Origin of the sequence: Microcoleus sp. MOSTC5, from assembly GCF_036701825.1 — a bacterium.
Classification (GTDB): domain Bacteria; phylum Cyanobacteriota; class Cyanobacteriia; order Cyanobacteriales; family Microcoleaceae; genus Microcoleus; species Microcoleus asticus.
The window spans coordinates 50,254-70,848 of record NZ_JAUBRK010000020.1 but is presented as its reverse complement, the minus strand read 5'-3'; the positions used below and the strand labels follow the sequence as shown (position 1 = coordinate 70,848).

The window sequence follows — 20,595 nt, the reverse complement described above, 5'->3', positions numbered from 1 at the left end:
GTGAGTGCGTGAAATTCTTGATGACTCACAAGGCTATCCCCTGAATGAGTTGGGGAGAGGGGAGGGCGGGAGATGGGGAGAATTTTTCTGCGGCGCGCGCCTTAAGTGGCAAATGTTGTTGGATGAGGCTGTTTCGACATCCGTAAAAGATGAAGAGAGAAATAGGGGACAGGTTAGTGCAGACTTAAGTCTATGCTGAGAGTTTGACCGTTAAAATCCACCAGGTACAGCAATTCGCAAGTTGTGTGGCGATCGGGTTAAATAATCTGCTAAACAAGAGTTAGCGTCAAGGCTAACTTCCTGCCGGATGGAACTAAAATTTCTGTTATTAGTAAAAATTATCTAAAACCCTATGGGAGCAAGGAGCAGTAACCCCCTCGAAGCAGTCGGCCCGACTCGTGAGCCGATCAAAATAGGCGTTTTGCATTCGCTGACGGGCACGATGTCCATCAGCGAAATTTCTGTTAAAGACGCAACGCTGTTGGCTGTTGAGGAAATTAATGCGGCGGGAGGGGTACTCGGACGCCCATTGGAAGTGGTGATAGAAGATGGAGCCAGCGATTTGCAGACTTTTGCTCAAAAAGCTAAGCAATTGCTCCTAGAAGCGCGGGTGGCGGTGGTATTTGGCTGTTGGACTTCGGCGAGCCGGAAAGCTGTACAGCCGGCTTTCGAGCAGGGCAAAGGATTGCTGTTCTATCCGGTGCAGTATGAAGGGCTAGAACAGTGTCCGAATATTTTCTACACGGGTGCTGCTCCTAACCAACAGATTGTGCCTGGGGTGAATTACTTGCTGGCACAGGGGAAGCGGAAAATTTTTCTGTTGGGTTCGGATTATATCTTTCCCTGGACGGCAAATCTGATTGTGAAAGCTCAACTGGCGGCACTCGGGGGAGAGTTGGCGGGGGAAGTGTATCTGCCCCTGGGTTCTAGGGAAGTGGGCGAGGCGATCGCACATATCTTAGCAGTGAAACCAGATGCTATTCTCAACACTCTCAACGGCGACAGCAATGTGGCTTTTTTCCAAAAGTTGCGGGAAGCTGGCGTGAAACCTGAGGATTTGCCGGTGATGTCGGTCAGCGTAGCAGAAGAGGAAGTGCGGGCGATCGGGCCGTCCAATATTGCCGGACATTTGGTGGTTTGGAACTATTTTCAAACGGTGGATACACCGGAAAATCGTAAATTTGTCAAGGCTTATAAAGCCCGATACGGGGAAAATCGAGTCACGGATGACCCGATCGAAGCAGCTTATTTCGGCGTTTACCTCTGGAAGCAAGCAGTAGAAAAAGCTGGTTCGACAAATGTGGTTAAAGTCAGGGCCGCTGCTAAACATATTGAGTTTGCAGCGCCTTCGGGCAAGATAAAAATAGATGCCCAAACGCAACATACCTGGAAAACAGTGCGGATTGGTCAGGTGAGGTTGGACGGTCAAATTGAAGAGATTTGGAATTCGGGCGTACCGGTGCAGCCAGATCCTTTTCTCAAGGGCTATCCTTGGGCGGCGGCACTGGCTCCGAAGCAGATTTCTTTGGGAACTCGGGCTTCTTTGATCGGGCTGTTTGTCATCTTGGTACTGATAACTTGGATGGCGGTGGGAGTCGGGTGGATGGGTTCTGTGGAGATGAAGAACTATTTGCTGACAATAGAGGCTGCCTCAGCTCCGGCGGCGGGGGTTCCTGAGGCAGCAATGGCGGTGCTGGTGCAGCAAACTCTGGCTTTGGTGAGCCGCACTCAGCACTGGCTGCTGGGGGCTTTGGTTTTGAGTTCGATCGCGGGGATAGTCGGTTTTGTGTCGGTGTCGGCAATTATTCGGAATCTCGGCTTGCTGCGGCAAACTGCTGAACAGATGGCGAGCGGTGATTTGACGGCTCGATCGCCAGTTGTTTCTAATGACGCGATCGGGGTGCTATCTTCTACTCTCAATACAATGGCTCAGCAAATTAGCAATTTGCTCAACGGTTTGGAACTGCGGCAGCAGCAGCTAGAAGAACGATCGGGCGAATTGGAAGTCGCTAAGAATGCTGCAGAAGCTGCCAACCGGGCCAAAAGCACATTTTTGGCAAATATGACTCACGAGTTGCGGACGCCATTGAATGCGATTATCGGCTACAGCGAGCTGCTGCAAGAAGAGGCTCTGGAGCTCGGCGAAGAAGAGTTTGTGATGGATTTGGCAAGCATTAATATGGCAGGCAAGCAGTTGCTCAGCATTATTAGTGACATTCTGGATATTTCTAAAATTGAAGCAGGAAAGATGACTCTTTTCTTGGAGACTTTTGAGGTGTTGAATTTGATCGAGCAGGTTGTGACTACTGTTCAACCCCTGCTAGGGAAAAATGGCAACACTTTGATCGTCAATTGCGATCCCAATATTGGCACGATCTACTCCGATTCGTCGAAGCTGCGGCAAGCGCTGTTGAATTTGGTGAGCAATGCTGCTAAGTTTACCGATCGAGGCAAAATTACTATTAATGTCTGGAAGGAAAAAGGGGAAGTTTTGCCGATCGACAATTCCGAAGAACTCTCGCCAGATCCTTCTGTGTGTCAAAAGCCTTCGATCGTGTTTCAAGTCAGCGATACCGGCATTGGCATGACTGAGGATCAGGTGTCGAGGCTGTTCGGAGCTTTCACCCAAGCGGACGATTCTACTACCCGCAGATACGGCGGCACCGGTTTGGGGCTGACAATTAGCCGGAAGTTTTGCCAGATGATGGGCGGGGATATTACGCTTGAGACCGAGTTTGGTTGCGGTTCCACTTTTACGATCGGGTTGCCGGTTGTGGTAAAAAGCCAGCAAGAAGCGTCGCCCGATCGAGAAATCGCAGAAATGGAGGCCGTGTCTTCCAAAGAGTTAGAGACGAGTGCTGCGGGGACAGAAGCCAAGCAAAAAGAAGTGCGATCGCCAGCGCTGGAGCTGCCCGATGCTGCTACTGTCCTAGTGATTGACGACGATCCGGACGCGCGGGATTTGATGACCCGCTGCTTGTCGAAAGAAGGATTTCGGGTGCGATCGTCGGCTAGCGGCCAAGGGGGGCTTCTGTTGGCTAAGGAGTTGTTGCCGGACGCGATTATTCTGGACGTGATGATGCCGAGTATGGACGGCTGGGCGGTGCTGTCGGCGTTGAAAGGCGATCCGGATTTGGCTGATATTCCGGTGATTATGATAACTTTTTTGGACGACAAAAATCAGGGTTTGGAATTGGGAGCGGCGGAATATTTGGAGAAGCCTTTAGATTACAAGCGCTTTGCTGCTTTATTGAGCAAATATCAGGGTGTGGGGAAGTAGTTAGTTGACTGTTGACTGTTGACTGTTGGCAGTGGTTATTAGTTATTAGTTATTAGTTATTGGTAGCAGATAATAACTAACAACTAACAACTAACAACTAACAACTGACTAATTAATCTAAGAAGCCCATTAATGCCGAGCTATCGTCAATTTCGTTTGAGGCAATAGGGCGGTTTCCTCCCATTGTGGAGTAAACTTCATCAATGTGCAGAGTGCTGATGCCAATAGGGCGGGCACCGGACATACTGAACATTTCGCTGACTTGCATGGCGCTGGAACCGATCGGGCGATTGCCGAGTGTAGCAACCACTTCAAAGTCGCTGGATTCGACCGGGCGATTGCCTACAGTGCCGTAGGTTTCGCTGAGGTGCAGGGTGCTAGTGCCGATCGGGCGGTTCCCCGAAATCGAGACGGTCTCGCTGATGGTAAAATCGTCTGGGCCGACGGGACGGTTGTCATGCATGAGTTGCGGCCGATAAAGTTGAATTCCTGTTGCTTTGGCATCAGTGGGCTCTGTCGCTTGGCTTTTGGAACCGCCTTTGCCGCGGCGGACGATCGCTTTGCCTTTGCCTGTACCTGTACTGCTCGTATCCATAATTCTTTTCCTCGCTTATTGCTGTTGATTGCTGGGTTCGGACAACTGCTTTTGTGGGCTTTCTGCTTTCTATTTCGGCCGATGATTAAAATAATATTACAAAGTCTAACTATTTTCTGAAAGAATTGCAGGCTCTCTGCATTTTTGTTAAGATTTATGGGTAATAGCTACATTTTCCTATGGTAACTGCGGCAGCATCTTTTCAATTGCAAGCGCCCTTCCAGCCCACAGGCGACCAACCGCTAGCGATCGAGCAACTTGTCAAAGGCATCGAAGCGGGCGATCGATTTCAAACCTTACTCGGTGCCACAGGTACGGGCAAAACCTTCTCCATTGCCTCGGTGATTGAAAAAGTTGGCAGACCCACCTTAGTCTTAGCACACAACAAAACCCTGGCAGCTCAACTGTGCAACGAACTGCGAAATTTTTTCCCCAACAATGCAGTCGAATACTTTGTCAGTTATTACGACTACTACCAACCTGAAGCATACATCGCTGTCACCGATACTTTCATTGAGAAAACGGCAGCAATTAACGACGAGATAGATATGCTGCGGCACTCCGCCACGCGATCGCTCTTTGAACGCCGCGACGTAATTGTAGTTGCTTCAATTAGCTGCATCTACGGTTTGGGAATGCCCGCAGAATACCTAAAAGCTGCTATTCCTTTGCAAGTAGGAATGGAAGTGAACCAGCGGCAAGTTTTGCGCGATTTAGTCAACGTCCAATACACCCGCAACGATATAGATTTAGGCAGAGGCAAATTTCGCGTCAAAGGCGATGTTTTGGAAATTGGCCCCGCTTACGAAGATAGAATTATTCGCGTCGAATTCTTCGGCGACGAAATCGATGCCATTCGCTACGTTGACCCCGTAACAGGTAAAATCCTGCAAAGTACAACCGCTTTAAGTATTTATCCAGCGCGCCACTTTGTCACGGCAGAAGATAAATTAGAGGCAGCTTGTCAAGGGATAGAACTCGAATTAGAAGACCGGCTGGCAGAATTTGAAAAACAGGGTAAACTATTAGAAGCTCAGCGGTTGGAACAGCGCACGCGCTACGATTTAGAAATGCTGCGCGAGGTAGGTTACTGCAACGGAGTCGAGAATTATTCGCGACATTTAGCAGGGAGAAATGCCGGGGAACCGCCAGAATGTTTGATTGATTATTTTCCGAAAGATTGGATGTTGGTGATAGATGAATCTCACGTGACAGTGCCGCAAATTCGGGGGATGTACAACGGCGACCAAGCGCGGAAAAAAGTATTGATCGAACACGGTTTCCGCTTGCCCAGCGCGGCAGATAACCGCCCTTTAAAAGCAGAGGAATTCTGGGCAAAAGAGAATCAGTGCATCTTTGTTTCTGCTACGCCTGGGGATTGGGAAATGGAAATATCTGAAGGCAGAGTTGCAGAGCAAGTAATTCGCCCTACCGGAGTAGTAGATCCGACAATTTTTGTGCGCCCGACGGAAGGACAAATTGACGATTTGTTGGGCGAAATTAAGGAGAGAGTAAGTCGGGACGAGCGAGTTTTGGTGACGACTTTAACCAAGCGGATGGCGGAGGATTTAACCGAATATTTGCAGGAAAGGGCGATTAGAGTTCGGTATTTGCACTCGGAAATTCAGTCTATTCAACGCATCGAAATTATCCAAGATTTGCAGGATGGTAAGTTTGATGTATTGATTGGTGTTAACTTGCTGCGGGAAGGTTTGGATTTGCCGGAAGTTTCGCTGGTGGTAATTTTGGATGCGGATAAAGAGGGGTTTTTGCGATCGGGACGTTCGTTGATTCAAACGATTGGAAGGGCGGCGCGGCACGTTCAGGGACAGGCTATTTTGTACGCGGATAATTTGACGGATAGTATGGTTAAGGCGATCGACGAAACCGATCGACGCCGGGGGATTCAGCTAGCGTACAATAAGATGCACGGGATTACGCCGCAGCCGATCGCGAAAAAGCGATCGAGTAATGCGATTTTGGCATTTTTGGACGTGTCGCGCAAGCTGAATTCTCAGCAGTTGGAGGAGGTTTACGAACAGGTAAACGAGTTATCTTTGGATGAGATTCCTCAGTTAATCGGGCGGTTGGAAGCGCAAATGAAGGCGGCGGCTAAGAAGTTGGAGTTTGAGGAGGCTGGTAAATTGCGCGATCGGATTAAGCATTTGCGGGATAAGCTATTGGGACATTAAGCTTGTTGTCAGGGATTTGAGGGGAGTTTTTAACCGCAGATGCACGCAGATAAACGCTGATGAATTGCTGAAGTCTGCGACTTTGCAGAGTTTTTGCAGGAAAAATAGGAAAAAGTGCGAGCGTATTAAGCATTTAGGTGAAGTGTGATCGCCCTTTACCATTGTCCTATTTTTTGGATGGGAAGGGCGATCGCGCTTTCTATTAGATTCCTAGTCTATATGCTGCATATTCGCGATCACGCCCTGATGAGGTAATGCCGTAAATTTTGCGCGACTAACATCCGGCATCTCCGGCTTTTTTGGCAAGTGTCGAAAAAAGTTTTGTTAGATCGCTATATGTGAACACGTTGTCTAGTTGATAGTTTAATCTTTTACTTCTTCCGTTTCTTTGAAAATATCCTCATCATCTTCAATTTCATCAGATTCCTCTTCGTCCTCCCCATAAGAGTCAAGCAAATCTCGGACTTCAGCAAAGGAGTCATCTGATTGAGAAGATTCCTTGATCTCTTCATCAATAAAATCAACTTCAGGTAATATCACATGAAAATCTTTTCTCCAATTGGAAATCAAAGTTTCATTCCAGTTTACGTCATTACTTACCTCATCTTTAGTACGTTTTATCAATTCTCTGACGCCCTCAGAGGAATCAAGCAATATCATTTTGACAAGTTCTGTACATCTTTCAAATCCAGAACCTGTAGTGATAATGGTTAGGTTTTGATTTGGGCGCACTAGAACATTAGACCAATGAGATTGATTTCGGCTGAAAAAACCCTCTTTATCCATTTTAGTAATACTAAGCGAGATGGCATCAAGAATCGCTGGAATATGGTACTCTACTCTTAACTTTCCAAGCAAGAACTTTGAAATAGCGAAAAAAAGAATTTTTTGTCCTAGAAGAGTATAAAGAATGCTGGAATCTCGTAATTGCTTTATACTTGCTTTTTGACTTGCACTTAATCGAGGTTGCTCCGGTTGAATAGGAATATTTATACCTACATAGCTAATCTGAGATACCCAATCCTTGAATGGCTGAAGTTCAGTAAAAAACCACTTAAGCAATGCTTTTGTACCTATTTTTGGAAGTTTAGGATGAGACTCATAATAAGTTTCTAGAGCAATATTCCGCTCAGTTGGTGAATTAAATGATTTCTTTAAAGCTTGCTTCGGATAATCTTTTAATATTTCAATAGTACATTGGCTAACCAAATCTAGAGTCGTTAAGTAAGGTTCTGATTGGTTCAAGCTTCTTGCTGTGGAAGACCATTTAACGAATCTATCTTCAAGCACTCCTTCCTCTAAAAGCTTTCTAGGAATCAATGCTGATATTTTAGTGTCATCAAGCAATAGTTGAGTTTGTTTATCAATTGATTTTGCAGTCTTGTTTATAACTGTAAAGATATTGCGAGTTGCTTTAATTATCTCATCTCTTACAGTTTCGCTTAAGTCTGCATGACCAACCCTACCAAGATTACCAAACACCAGATAAACTACTGGTATGTCAAAAGTTTCTAAGCAACTGAAACTTTCATTGATTTCTTTAGTATTTAAAGGTTCTTTTCCAGTATGAGCGTTCCAATATCTCCTTAATGAAAGAAGTCTATGTTGACCATCAATTACAATTCTAGCTACGTTCTTATATAGCTTTAAATTTACCCATTTTTCGACAATTTTTCCCTTACTACTAACTGTAGAGAAGTCCCAAAACTCTCTTTGGTCATTCGAGTTTGGCAGAAGTACGACTACAATTGAATTAAAAAAGCGAATTCCTCCCTGCGCTAGGTAAGAAAATATTTCTGTATTTGCTCTCTTTGCATCTAGTTTTCTCTGAACTCTTTCAGAAAAGCTCCAACTGCCTTGAATTTCATCAGCAAATCTAATATTTTCAACTGCATCACTTTGATCGAGAGTTGTTATGAAGTACCTAACTTCACCAAACGTCCCACTAATTGCTTTATATTCAATAGTCTCTGGAGACTGATCATCTAATTCCATTTTCTAACTCCTCTGTGTATTAAACTTAGGCTGACATAATTGAATTAACAGGCTTTCCAACTCTCTAGAAATGTTTTTTGGGCAAGGTAAGCAAACGAATAAAAATTCATCATGGGCTCTGGAGTTTCCGTACCTTGATAAAAAACCATCGTCTCGATCCAAATGTTGGATAAATCTATCTCTTAAGTTGGTTGCTGTGCCGATGTAATCGGGGCGTTGGAAAATGCTACATGAGATTAGAAGACTTTTTAAAATTCTTCGTTCTTTAGGCTGAGAAACCGCTTGGATAAATTGCCCCATTTTTTGAGACAAACCAACTGACTCTCCACAAGTATCGACAATAAACTTACTTCTATTATCTTTTTCGGAAAACTTTGTTTTAAATACTGTATTTTTTAAACGATTATCTACACCATCCGACAAGTTATTTTCTAAAAAATCAAAAGCGTGATAAAAAGCATAAATTCCTGATTTTTCAGGAAGATCATCTGCTGCGGATATAGTTGCTGTTACTACAGTAAAATTTTTAAAAAAGTTGTCGTGGACTGTTTCTTCCATAGAGTAAAATTTTAAAAAGTATCGCTCACTTTCAACAATTAGCAGTATCTCACTTTTCTGCATGACTGGAGGAAGCTGTAACAACTCGTAACACCTCAGCAACAGGGCGATCCCCTTTTACCATTCTCCTATTTTATGGATGAATTGGCAGGTCGATCGCCCAAAACACCACCCAAACCAACTACTTGCTCAATACCGCAGCATCGGTACTGCTAGCAAAAGCCTGACTAATAAACTCCTCCTTCTCTTTCAGCGTGATGTAACCCTTATCTACAGCTAGCTGCATCACTTCCTGAAGAAAACGTCTCAGCACATCTAATACTTGAGTGCGATCGCATTCAAAAACCTTTTCCCAACCAGAAGTTTCAAACTTCCTCAAATAGAAGTTACGCAGGGGAACTCAGAAACCGGGTTTTTTGCGCTAATACTTCGTAACAGCCTGCAGATGCAGTAAAAAACCCGGTTTCTTTGGCGGAGTGCCTAAGTTCTGTCTATGTAATTTTCGCATATTAAAGTGGTAAGTTGGGTTTTGTTACCTCAACCCAACCTACTAATAAACTTACGGTGTCGGATTCGGATACTTAGCGTGCACCGCATTGATTTCCGCTATGATATCCTTATCCAAATTCACCTCCAAACTACCGATATTTTCCTCCAATTGTTCGAGGCTTGTTGCACCGATAATTGTGCTAGTTACAAACCAGCGCGATCGCACATACGCCAAAGCCATCTGCGCCGGACTTATCCCATGTTTCCCCGCAATCTCAACATACGCTTTCACCGCATCATTCAGATTAGTTTTATCGTAACGCTGACCGAATCCAGCAAATAAAGCCAACCTAGAATTTTCGGGAATTCCATTCAAGTATTTCCCCGTTAACAGCCCAAATCCCAAAGGACTATAAGCCATCAATCCCACATTTTTAAAACGGCAAGTTTCTGCTAAATTTAGGTGAAATGTGCGATTGCTCAAACTGAAAGCATTTTGAATCGAAACAACTTTCGGCAAGCCGTGTTTTTCAGCCAACGTGCAAAACTCGCAAACTCCCCAAGGCGTCTCATTGCTCAAACCTAAATAGCGGATTTTGCCAGCTTTAATCAAGTCAGAAAATACCTCTAACTGTTCCAAAATCGGGACTGTTTCGTGCTCTTGCGCGATGTCGTAATCCGGCGCACCAAATAGCGGCACGTAGCGATCGGGCCAGTGGATCTGATAGAGGTCGATGTAGTCAGTTTGCAAGCGCTTCAGGCTGTCATTCAGGGCTTTTTCGACATTTGGGCGATCGATCTGATTTTTCCCTTCCCGAATCCACTTTAAGCGAGTGCTTCTGCCCGCCACTTTAGTCGCTATAATGACTTTATCTCGCTGCTGCTTCGCCAACCATTCGCCGATATATTCCTCTGTTTTTCCCTAAGTTTCCGGTTTTCCAGGGACGGGATACATTTCTGCCGTATCGATAAAGTTGATGCCTTTATCGATCGCAAAATCGAGCTGTTGGGCCGCTTCAGCAACGGTGTTCTGCTGGCCGTAAGTCATCGTACCCAAACAGATTTCAGATACTGATAAGTCGCTGTCGCCGAGTTTTTTGTATTCCATGATTGCGATTGCTTGCTGCACAATTATCTGTTTCTATCTTACCGAAAAACTTTCACATGACTTACGCAAGAGAGCAAAAAAACCCGGTTTATCGTTGTCACATTCCATATCGGATGACCAAATAACGTGACAAAACCGGGTTTTTGCGTAAGTCCTGTTTCATTTATTTGATGACTCACAAAAAAGTACCTGAGGCGCAGCTATTCCGTAAAAAAAATCCACTTTCCCTGTTTTACTCTGCGCCCTCTGCGGTTAAAACATTTTCAATGGTATCCGCACGAAAATGTTAATATAAAGAATTATGCCTCGATAGTTTATGAGTAACCGCCCGCCAAAAGTTCCGTTTGTAAACTTTTTCTTGCAACACCAACCAATCCAATCGCAAATAGCAGCAGAAATTGGAAAAATAATCCAGAAAGGAGAGTTTATTTTAGGTCAAGCACTCGCGGAATTTGAAACAGCATTTGCAGCAGCTTCTGGAGTAAAATACGGCGTAGGAGTGGCCTGCGGAACTGATGCGATCGCTCTGGGACTCCAAGCTTGCGGCATTAATCCGGGCGACGAAATTATCATACCCGCTAACACTTTTATCGCCACCGCGATCGCCGTGCTCCAAGCCAAAGCTATACCTATTCTTGTAGATTGCGACCCGGAAACCGCCCTGATTGACCTCACAGCAGCCGAAACAGCAGTTACCTCAAAAACTAAAGCAATTATCCCCGTACACCTTTACGGTCAAATGGTATCGCCCCGGCAGCTTTTAGATTTTGCGAAGCGCCACGATTTGATCGTATTTGAAGATGCCGCTCAAGCGCACTTAGCCGAAAGAGAAGGATACCGCGCGGGTTCCATTGGGAAAGCAGCAGCATTCAGCTTTTATCCCAGCAAAAACCTCGGTGCTTTTGGCGATGGCGGGATGTTAATTACTAACGATGCAGAGCTCGCAGAAAAAATGCGAACTCTCCGCAATTACGGAGCACAAAGCAAATATTTACACACAGAAATTGGCACCAACAGCCGCCTCGACAATTTGCAAGCGGCCGTGCTCAATGTTAAATTGCCTTACTTAGAAAAATGGAATCGCGATCGCACCGACGCCGCCCAACACTACAATACTCTATTAGAACCCCTGAAACATAAAGGCATTGTACCGATCGCCAACCACAGCAGCAGCGGTCACATTTATCACCTATATGTTATCCAAATTACTGAGGAAAGCTCGATCGACCGCAACACCCTTCAGGAAAAACTCGCCCAAAACGGCATTCAAACAGGTATACACTATCCCGTACCTTGTCACCTGCAACCCGCCTACCAAAACTTAGGCAATCGGGGCGACTTCCCCCGCGCCGAAACCCTGTGCCAACAAATTTTATCATTGCCAATGTATCCCGGATTGAGCAATACTCAGATCGAGCAAGTTGTTCGGGCGATCGTACTATCATTGAATTGCTAATTGTTCGTAAAACTTATGCTGCAGGTGTTTCAAGCAGTAAGTTGCGGTTCTCAAAGCGTTTTTGTGGGAAATTAACAATTCTTTAACTGACAGTTCAAAACCCCACACCGTTGCGAATCCAGCGCGGCAACCTCAAAACTTCTCAAACCATGCACATCCAGCGCCGAATTCGCATTGTTTTCAAGCGATACCTCCTGGGAGAAGGTATCGCGGTACTCCTAGTGCTGCTGTACGCCCCCCTGCTATTACACTGGTACGACGGCTGGCTCAACAAAAATATCAGCATCGAACACGAATATTTCAGCCACGGACTAATTGGTTTGCCCTACGCAGCTTATATTGCTTGGACGAACCGAAAGTGCTGGCGCCGGTTGCCCAACTCACCCCATCCTTTGGGAGGCTTTTTGCTGGTACTAGCCACCCTTTTTTATCTGAGTCGCTTGAGCGATTTAGTAAATTTATCCTTTCCCGTAATGCTAGTCAGCATTTGCTTATCCTTAAAAGGAATTCCCGGCTTGCAATTGCAGGGGATGCCGCTTTTATTCGTATTTCTCGCCTCACCAAACCACATTCCTTACCTCATAGAACCCTACGCCTTGCCCTTACAGCAATTCATTGCTGAAACATCAGGCTTGATATTAATTAAGGTTGGTCTCAACGTGAGAGTGGAAACAATTTATCTCTACGTAAACGATCGCATTGTAGAAGTTGCTCCCCACTGTGCAGGCTTGAAAATGCTGTTTACCAGTCTTTACGTCAGCCTAATGCTGCTGGATTGGACAGGAGTTTGGAGTTCCTACAAAAGAAGCCTTTTGTTTTTAGTTAGTACATCTATCATTAGCATCACTTCCAACATTTTCCGCAACACTTTGCTAACTTACTTCCACGGAACCGAGAGAGAGGGGCTTTTTACTTGGCTGCACGCCGGATGGGGCGGAGACTTGTATTCTGCTTGTATACTAGGCTTATTGGTACTTCTCCTCAACGGGGTAGAAAAGTATTTCCCAAGCAAGTCTGGTAATTAATGAAACAGATGATTTCAGCACGGAAACTACTGCGGCGGTATCAATTATCTAAAATTATGGTACTGGTGTTTTTGCTGGTATTAGTTGGGGCAGTAGCAATTCCGGGCTACGGGACAGGAAGGTGGCCTTGGACAAACCCGCCACCAGTTGCCAACCTCAATCAATTGAAAAGTTTGCGCCAAAATGGGATGACAATTCCGGGGTGGCAGGTGATCCGCGTCCAGAATAACGTCCAAATTGGCGGTCACAGATGGTTAGTTGAAGAAATTAAAAACGATCGAACAATTGCTATTTTATTGCTGTTGCCTCAAAATAGCCCCAAAAACCAGCCTCAAGTAGAATGGCTAGACCTTGATGGATTTCACCGGTGGCAAACAGATTCTCATCGCACTCTGAGGTTTACAGTTAAAGTAGCGCCAATACACGACCAGCCACCGCCTAATGTCGAGACCCGGTTTTTCCGAAGCTGGACTCCCCAACAAACTTTTGCTGTCATGCAGTGGTACGCTTGGCCTAACGGAGGTTCTCCAACAACCAGCCGCTGGTTTTGGGAAGACAGCATTGCTAGACTGTCAAACCGCCGCGCCTCTTGGGTTGCTGTCAGTATCATCCTTCCCATTCAACCGCAGGGCGACATTAACAGAGCTCAACCCTTGCTCGAATCTCTCGGCGAAATTGTACAGGCTAAATTAATGGCAGAAACTTTTCGGTTTGAGTAAGTAGCTAGGTGCAAATAAATCGGTATACGGGGTGGGCGGGTTTTGCCACAATAAACTGCTTCGTAGTAAATATCCGGCTTCAACCCGCCCCTAAAATATCTTATTGTTTTTTCTCGTCGCTCTATTTAGATGAAACTTAAAACTCAGCTAATTATTCAAAATATTTATGTTTTTAATCCTCTCAAAATGCCAGTAAAATCCACAATTAAAAATCGCGTCGCTGTTTCCTTGGCAGGCTTGTATTCAACTGCTTGGACTCTATCTTTTGCTGCTGTATTATGGGGATTTAACAACAAAATTTTTTCGGAAACTGCTTTAGCTCAATCTGTTGTTCCTAGTTCCCCGCGACTCGTGCCGCCACCGCCATTGCGCGTACCGCCACCGCCGCCTGCGAATTTCAACCGGGATATTAACCCAGCTTTTCGGAATCGGCCCTACCGCCTGGGCCCGGGAGACCAGATTTCTGTTCAAGTTCAGCGCTTCCCAGAGCTAGGTTTTACGGGTGCAATCAGCCCTGAAGGGGTAATTGTACTGCCGCTAATCGGAACAGTAAATGTGCGCGGTCTTACCGTCGAAGAATCACAGCAGCGCCTCCGGGAGCGCTTTGGCCAATTTATCAAAAATCCTCAAGTCTCGGCTGCTTTGCTGGTTCAGCGCCCCGTAGTGGTAACGGTGACGGGGGAAGTTGCCAGACCGGGTTTTTATCCGCTGCAAACCCCCCAGCTTCCTGCGGCTCTGGCGGCTGCTGCTGGGACTACTCCTACGGCGGAACTGCGGGCGGTGCGGGTGCGGCGGACTCTGCCTGGAGGTGCTGTCGCGGAGCAAGTTGTTGATATTTTGACACCGCTGCAAACTGGTATTGCTCCGCCGGATTTGCGTTTGGAAGATGGAGATGCGATCGTCGTACCGTATAAACAGGTTACGCCCGATCGCAAATCGGATCAAGATTTAGCATCCAGGTACAGCCTAGCTGCTGCCGCTGTCCCCATCCAAATCACTGTCACCGGAGAAGTCAGCAAACCCGGTTTTTACACGCTTCCGGCGGGTTCTGGTCGAATTTCGGCTGCTTTGGTGATTGCGGGGGGAGTCACGGGAAAAGCCGATTTGCGGGAGGTGCGAGTGCGGCGGACGCTGATGGACGGCTCGTCGGTGGAGGAACCAATCGACCTCTACACTCCCCTAGCAAACGCTAACGATTTGTTCGATTTTCCTTTAGCATCGGGAGATGTGATTGTCATCCCGGAATTGGACGCTAGTACCAAAAACCTAGACTACGACAAAGCTCTTGTTTCGCGGTCTACTCTGATTAAGCCGAGGATCTACGTTCGAGTTTTGAGTTACGCTAGTGGTGGTTTGACCTCGTTCTACGTAGAAAATGGCAGCAGGTTTTTGGACGCTCTCAACAACTTGCCTGTTAATCTTGCTGACTTGCGGAAAATAGCCCTGATTCGGTTCGACGAAAAGCAAGGTAGAGCAATCAACCGTTCGATAGATGCTAAAGCTGCTTTGGAGGGCAATGTTTCTCAGAACCCGATGCTCGAAGATAATGATGTGATTGTGATTGGTAGGAATTTGGTAGAGCGCATTGGTTATGTAATCAATACTTTTACTCGACCATTCCGCGATACTTTGGGATTTATTCTGTTCTTTGAGCAGTTGAGAAATGGTGTAACAGATCTGTTCGGACCGTCACGTAATAATGATAGGTAGTCAGACTGTTTTCGATTTTCGATTTTCGATTTGAGATGGGAATGACTTATGCGATATGGGTTTAGATCGCAGGCCGAAAGTTCTAAGGTTTTTGGGAATGGGTATCATTTGTCAGCAATCATTAGTTATCGTTAACAATTAGCAATCTAAAATCTAAAATCTAAAATCTAAAATCGTCATGACTTTATCCGTTGTTAAACGTTATTTAATTGCTTTTGACCAATACAAGTGGGTGGGACTGGCTACTCTCGCGGTGACTGTGGGCGTGTCGGGAGTAGTGGCTTTGCAGCCAACTCCGCCGCCAGTTTACGTTGCTGCAGGTACGCTGGCCTACCGTAGACCGAGCGTGATTTTTTCATCGACTACTACTAAAATTCAACAGGAAGGACAAGAAATAACTAAAGATATGCTGCTGGATAGAAGGGTGGTTGAAGCAGCAGCGAAAAAAGTAAATGTTTCTGCTAAAAAGCTGGCAGACAGCGTGCAGGTAAAGATGCCGAGTAAGAATAATGACCCCAGCGCTTTGATTCAAGTATTGTACAAAAATGTCGATCGCAAAAAAGCAGAAGCGGTAGTAGAGGCGATGATGAAGGAAATGGTCGCTCGCAGCCAAACTATTAATACTTCTAGATTGCGAGAAACGATCGCCCAAATTAACCAGCGCTTGCCGAAAGTAACTCAGGAGCTCAGAGAGACGGAAGCAAAACTTGAAGCCTACGAAAAACGAGAAGGAACTTCAATTTTAGCAGCTCAGAGCGGTGTACTGCCGCAAGCGATTACCAGCAGCCAACAGCAGCAGCGATCGCTCCGCGCGCAGTTGGGAGGAATTGAAGCTCAAATGAAAAGCTTGCAGGATCGCTTGGGATTGAATGTGGAGCAAGCTTACGTCGCTCAAGCACTCTCTGCCGATCCAATTATTGCGCAACTGCGAGTGCAATTGTTTTCGCTCGAATCTCAGCTCAAAATTCTCCGCAGCGACTTGCAGGAGGAACACCCAAAGATTGTAGAATTGGTCAAACAAAAACTTGTTTTTGAGCAGCAGTTGCAGCAGCGACAGTCTGAGGTGCTCGGCGGTAACGGGGTGGCGGCTCCGCTCAGAAGTGCCGATCGAATTCGGGTAGACTCTTCTTTAGACCCGGCGAGACAGCAGTTAGCTCAAAGTTTGATTGCTTTGCAAACGCAGCAGGATATGGCGCAACAGCAACTCAAAGGAATGGAGAAAACTGAACAGCTATTACGCCGGGAACACGCGACAATCCCCAACAAGCAGTTAGAACAAGCGCGGTTGGCCCAGCAAGTGGCGCTGAAAAAAGCTCTCTACGATAAGATGCAGTCGGCTTTGGTAGATGCTTCGGCGGCGGTAGCTGAGACAACGGGGAGTTTGACAATCGCCCAACTTCCCAAAACGGATGACGTTGAGTCAAACAAGAGAGGTTTGCCCGTGATGCTGGCGGTGGGAGGATTTGTGGGATTGCTGCTGGGCGGCGGGTTGATATTTTTGTTGGGGATGCTCAACGGCAAGTTTTACAGTTGGGAAGAAGTGCGGGCGGCTTTGGTGGAAAAAGAGGTGCCGATACTGGCAGTTTTGCCTGAAGTGACGATGTTTGATTATTCCTACGGCGATGAAATGCCGCTCGCCCTGGCGGCAAATTCTCCCTATTTGGAATTTTACGAGCGGTTGCGCACTAATTTGCGGCGGATCGGGGACAAACCGGTGAAGGTGGTGCTGCTGACTTCGGCGGCCGGTTTAGAGGGGAAAAGTTTTAGTGCTTACAATTTGGCAATTGCGTCGGCTCGATCGGGTAAGCGGACTTTGTTAATTGAAGCAGATTTGCGATCGGCTTCTAACGTTGAATCTTTGAAAATCGCTGCTGATCCTCTGGCGGCGGTGGAACCTTTGCACTATTACGGCAATATTAGCGAGTGCGTCTTTTTGGTTCCCGAGGTAGAGAACCTATATGTGGTACCGAGTCCGGGCTTTTTGCGGCAGGCCTCTGCCGTACTCGAATCGAGCGAAATGCGGAGATTGTTCGACGATGTTCGCAACCGCTTTGATTTTGTGGTTGTGGATTCTCCGGCGTTGAGCGAGTGCAACGACGCGCTGACGCTGGAACCGTACACGGACGGTATGATTTTGGTGGCGCGGCCTGGTTACACTTTGTCTAGTATGTTGTCTGAGGCGGCAGATCAGTTGCTGGAATCTGAGGAGGAGGAGTCGCATAAATCCGGCCCGCGGCTGTTGGGAGCAATTATTAACGGTGCTGATATTGCGGTGAAGTTCCGCAATGATATTGAAGAATTCGAGTTGCCTTTAAGTGCGATCGGCGATCGGGCGATCGAAGTGCGATCGAGGCAATTACCGCTGCAGTCAAGGCATAAAAACAAGGCTATTAATAGTAAATTGAGCTAATTTATGCGGCTTGATTCTGGTAAAGCAATCCTCAACGAAATGTGAATGTATTGTAGGCTGCAACCTAAGCAGCTTAAGCCGAAAGCACCGTTAACAGCCAGTCGATTTTAGATTTTAGATTGAAAATTTGACTCCACAGATGAATCTGGGAGCTGGAAATTAGGTCTAAAATTTTTCGCTTGTCAACAGTCAACAGTCATTACTTGAAAATGTGTCGATCGCACTATTGATTGGATTCCGGGCGTTTCTGGTGTTTGTTCTGGAGAAACTGTTCCAAATCGGCGATCGCATCTTCAAAATCCGACAAATTAATTTTCGCAGGTCTAGTCTTCTTCGGCAAACTCGAAGATTGACTCGAAGACTTAGCCGGAGGCGGTGGAGATTTAGGTTGTGCAGCTTGACTGCTGTTCGATTCTATAGAATCGAACAATTCATCCAGGGACTCAAAAAATGATTGAGCCGAGGCCCGGCGTAAATCTTTCTGGTCGTCGTCATCCGTCATAAGCCACTCCATAGGGTCTAAAATTTGCCAACAAAGTCTGTCCGCCCCGGCGCGTGCAGATATTAGACATGAAAACCGACTAAAACAAGCAGGAGGACAGAATTTAACCGGGCGATGGGAATGCCTGTGGCTGAACTTGCTGCCCCATATAAAACCTGCTGCGGGCATTGTCAGCCTTCAAACTATATTTAACTCTACACCCGCCTACTGAGTGATTTGAGACTCGGTGCAGACCCTGCTCAAAATCATTGACCCTGAAAAAATCTCAGTTACGGCTCTTTCGTTGTCTAATTAACCCTAGTCTAGTCGAGAATAAGGAAACAGGACTTGCGCAACTATTACCGCTGTTCAAGGGTTGCGATGGCAACGCGCCAGCTCGAAAGGACGGACAGACGGTGTTTTTTGCTTGAGTCCTAAGATTTCAAAGGCATTAGGAGATTTTAAGGTGACTCAGGGATTTGATTACGATTTAGCAATTATCGGCGCTGGCGTGGGCGGACACGGCGCGGCCATACACGCGGTTAGCTGCGGGCTGAAAGTGGCAATTATCGAAGCGGGAGACATGGGCGGGACTTGCGTCAACCGCGGCTGCATTCCCTCTAAGGCGCTGTTGGCAGCTTCCGGGCGGGTGCGAGATTTGCGGAATGCCCACCACCTGAAGACTTTGGGAATTCAATTGGGGAGTGTAGATTTCGATCGCGGGGCGATCGCCAATCACGCGAATACCATTGTTAGCAAACTTCGCGGCGACTTGACCAACAGCCTCAAACGTTTGAACGTCGATACTATCCAAGGTTGGGGCAAAATCGCCGGTTCTCAAAAAATTACCGTCGAAACGGATAAAGGCGAGAAAACTATTACTGCCAAGGATATTATTCTCGCTCCCGGTTCAGTTCCCTTTGTCCCCCCCGGGATAGAAATTGACGGCAAAACTGTATTTACCAGTGACGATGCTGTCAGGTTGGAATCGCTGCCGAAGTGGATTGCAATTATTGGCAGCGGTTATATCGGTTTGGAGTTTTCGGATATTTACACGGCCCTGGGCTGCGAAATTACGATGATTGAAGCTCTAGACCAATTGATGCCGACTTTTGACCCGGATATTGCTAAGTTGGCAGAACGAGTGTTAATTGCACCTCGCGATATTGAAACAAAAGTTGGGTTGTTGGCGAAGAAGATTATTCCAGGTTCGCCGGTAATTATTGAATTAGCTGATTTCAAAACTAAGGAAGTTGTCGAAGTTTTGGAAGTTGATGCTTGTTTGGTAGCAACTGGCAGAGTTCCGGTGAGCAAGAATTTGGGATTAGAAACTGTTGGCGTGGAAACGATGCGCGGTTATATCCCAGTTAACGATAAGATGCAGGTTTTGGTGGCGGGAGAACCGGTGCAAAATTTGTGGGCGATCGGCGATGTTAACGGCAAGATGATGTTAGCGCATTCTGCGTCTGCTCAGGGAATTGCCGCAGTAGAAAATATTTGTGGCCGTGCCCGCGAAGTTGACTATTTGAGTATCCCGGCGGCGGCGTTTACTCACCCGGAAATTAGCTATGTGGGGATGACTGAACCTGCGGCGAAGGAGTTAGGAAAAACTGAAGGGTTTGAGGTAGCTTCTGTCAAGACTTATTTTAAGGGAAATTCTAAAGCTATTGCTGAAGGGGAAACTGACGGTACGGCTAAGGTGATTTTCCGGAAAGATACTGGGGAGTTGTTGGGAGTTCACATTTTCGGTTTGCACGCTTCGGATTTAATTCAGGAGGCGGCAAATGCGATCGCCCAGCGCGAGTCTGTTAACAATTTAGCATTCCGAGTTCACACTCACCCGACGCTTTCGGAAGTGTTGGATGAGGCTTTCAAACGGGCGGCTGGAGCGGGTAGTCATTAATCTGTAGGGGCAGTTTTATTGTTTTATATCCCCGACTTATTCAATAAGTCGGGGATTTCAGTATTCTGTTGTAGGGCGGCAGTAGAGAAAGTTAAAGGAGATGAAAGTGTTCGCAATTGCATCTTTTAGCATTCTCCTGAACAGGCAAGATGCCTGTTCCACAAAGAGTAAGTTTTTTTGTGGGGTGGGCATCCTGCCCGCCCGTCAAAGGCTGATTGAGAAATGACATTCCCTCTTTGCGAATATTCCTCAATAAAGGCCCGTTGTAATGTATAAATCGCTGTTCGTCCATAAACAGACAGCTAATGACTTCATCATTTTGGAGCGACAAATCGGCTCGAATGTGGCTGGTTATTTTAATTTCTTCGCCTGGGTTTACTTGCCCTTTGAGGACGACTAAAATATCAATATCAGAGTCGGGGCGTGCATCGCCTCTGGCTTGGGAACCGTAGAGCACCATTTGTGTGAGGCGATCGCCGTAGAGTTGCTCGAAGTGCGATCGTAATTGCATCAGTATGTTCTTAAGTTTATCGTTAACGATCATATTTGTGGTAAATGATTGAAGGGCGCACTTTAGGCAAACTGCTGCAAATCTGGCTGAATTTTGGCAACAACAAAAGGGGATTCCCGATCACTGAGCCAGTTTTCATCAATCACTTGGAGATTGGCATCTC

The 20,595-nt window shown here is 46.4% G+C and carries 14 protein-coding genes and 1 pseudogene; 8 read left to right on the top strand and 7 right to left on the bottom strand.

Annotated elements, in window-relative coordinates:
• The first annotated feature begins 352 nt into the window (after positions 1–352).
• Entirely contained in the window at positions 353–3,280 is a 2,928-nt protein-coding gene (urtA, locus tag QUA54_RS13275; protein ID WP_333415002.1) for an urea ABC transporter substrate-binding protein, read from the top strand.
• 112 nt (positions 3,281–3,392) lie between these two features.
• Here urtA and QUA54_RS13270 read toward each other — a convergent pair whose 3' ends face one another.
• On the bottom strand, positions 3,393–3,875 hold the full coding sequence (locus QUA54_RS13270; RefSeq protein ID WP_333196374.1) for a hypothetical protein: 483 nt from the start codon (positions 3,873–3,875) through the stop codon (positions 3,393–3,395).
• A 179-nt stretch (positions 3,876–4,054) separates the two neighbouring features.
• Between QUA54_RS13270 and uvrB the strand changes: the two genes are divergently transcribed.
• Complete coding sequence (uvrB, locus tag QUA54_RS13265; RefSeq protein ID WP_333415001.1) at positions 4,055–6,067, top strand: excinuclease ABC subunit UvrB; 2,013 nt, start codon at positions 4,055–4,057, stop codon at positions 6,065–6,067.
• A gap of 363 nt (positions 6,068–6,430) precedes the next feature.
• On the opposite strand, the gene QUA54_RS13260 is transcribed toward uvrB, so the two are convergent.
• The 4 genes and pseudogenes from QUA54_RS13260 to QUA54_RS13245 form a co-directional block, all read right to left on the bottom strand.
• Positions 6,431–8,062, bottom strand: coding sequence for a DNA sulfur modification protein DndB (locus QUA54_RS13260; RefSeq protein ID WP_333415000.1), 1,632 nt, complete (start codon positions 8,060–8,062; stop codon positions 6,431–6,433).
• 3 nt (positions 8,063–8,065) lie between these two features.
• Positions 8,066–8,620 carry a GIY-YIG nuclease family protein gene (locus QUA54_RS13255; protein ID WP_333414999.1) on the bottom strand — a complete coding sequence of 185 codons (555 nt, stop codon included), beginning with the start codon at positions 8,618–8,620 and terminating at the stop codon, positions 8,066–8,068.
• 181 nt (positions 8,621–8,801) lie between these two features.
• The gene (locus QUA54_RS13250) at positions 8,802–8,999 is read right to left on the bottom strand and encodes a hypothetical protein (RefSeq protein ID WP_333414998.1); all 198 of its coding nucleotides are present in this window, start codon (positions 8,997–8,999) and stop codon (positions 8,802–8,804) included.
• A 180-nt stretch (positions 9,000–9,179) separates the two neighbouring features.
• Positions 9,180–10,157, bottom strand: a pseudogene (locus QUA54_RS13245) (aldo/keto reductase).
• A gap of 376 nt (positions 10,158–10,533) precedes the next feature.
• Between QUA54_RS13245 and QUA54_RS13240 the strand changes: the two are divergent.
• The 5 genes from QUA54_RS13240 to QUA54_RS13220 all read left to right on the top strand — a co-directional run bounded on the left by QUA54_RS13240 (position 10,534) and on the right by QUA54_RS13220 (position 17,537).
• A complete protein-coding gene (locus tag QUA54_RS13240) occupies positions 10,534–11,673 on the top strand; it encodes a DegT/DnrJ/EryC1/StrS family aminotransferase (protein ID WP_333414997.1) in 1,140 nt (379 codons plus the stop codon).
• A 149-nt stretch (positions 11,674–11,822) separates the two neighbouring features.
• Positions 11,823–12,698 (top strand): cyanoexosortase B, encoded by an 876-nt coding sequence (gene crtB, locus QUA54_RS13235; RefSeq protein WP_333415032.1) that lies wholly within the window; start codon positions 11,823–11,825, stop codon positions 12,696–12,698.
• Positions 12,698–13,417 carry a cyanoexosortase B system-associated protein gene (locus QUA54_RS13230; protein WP_333414996.1) on the top strand — a complete coding sequence of 240 codons (720 nt, stop codon included), beginning with the start codon at positions 12,698–12,700 and terminating at the stop codon, positions 13,415–13,417. The genes crtB and QUA54_RS13230 overlap by 1 nt, the downstream gene beginning before the upstream one ends.
• Positions 13,418–13,546: 129 nt before the next feature.
• On the top strand, positions 13,547–15,127 hold the full coding sequence (locus QUA54_RS13225) for a polysaccharide biosynthesis/export family protein (RefSeq protein ID WP_333414995.1): 1,581 nt from the start codon (positions 13,547–13,549) through the stop codon (positions 15,125–15,127).
• A gap of 178 nt (positions 15,128–15,305) precedes the next feature.
• Positions 15,306–17,537, top strand: a complete 2,232-nt coding sequence (locus QUA54_RS13220) for an AAA family ATPase (protein WP_333414994.1) — start codon at positions 15,306–15,308, stop codon at positions 17,535–17,537.
• Positions 17,538–17,760: 223 nt separating this feature from the next.
• Here QUA54_RS13220 and QUA54_RS13215 read toward each other — a convergent pair whose 3' ends face one another.
• A complete protein-coding gene (locus QUA54_RS13215) occupies positions 17,761–18,039 on the bottom strand; it encodes a hypothetical protein (RefSeq protein ID WP_333414993.1) in 279 nt (92 codons plus the stop codon).
• Positions 18,040–18,484: 445 nt separating this feature from the next.
• On the opposite strand from QUA54_RS13215, the gene lpdA reads away from it, so the two are divergent.
• A complete protein-coding gene (lpdA, locus tag QUA54_RS13210; RefSeq protein ID WP_333414992.1) occupies positions 18,485–19,921 on the top strand; it encodes a dihydrolipoyl dehydrogenase in 1,437 nt (478 codons plus the stop codon).
• Positions 19,922–20,012: 91 nt separating this feature from the next.
• Here lpdA and QUA54_RS13205 read toward each other — a convergent pair whose 3' ends face one another.
• Positions 20,013–20,465, bottom strand: a complete 453-nt coding sequence (locus QUA54_RS13205; RefSeq protein ID WP_333414991.1) for a nucleotidyltransferase domain-containing protein — start codon at positions 20,463–20,465, stop codon at positions 20,013–20,015.
• Positions 20,466–20,595 lie beyond the last annotated feature (130 nt).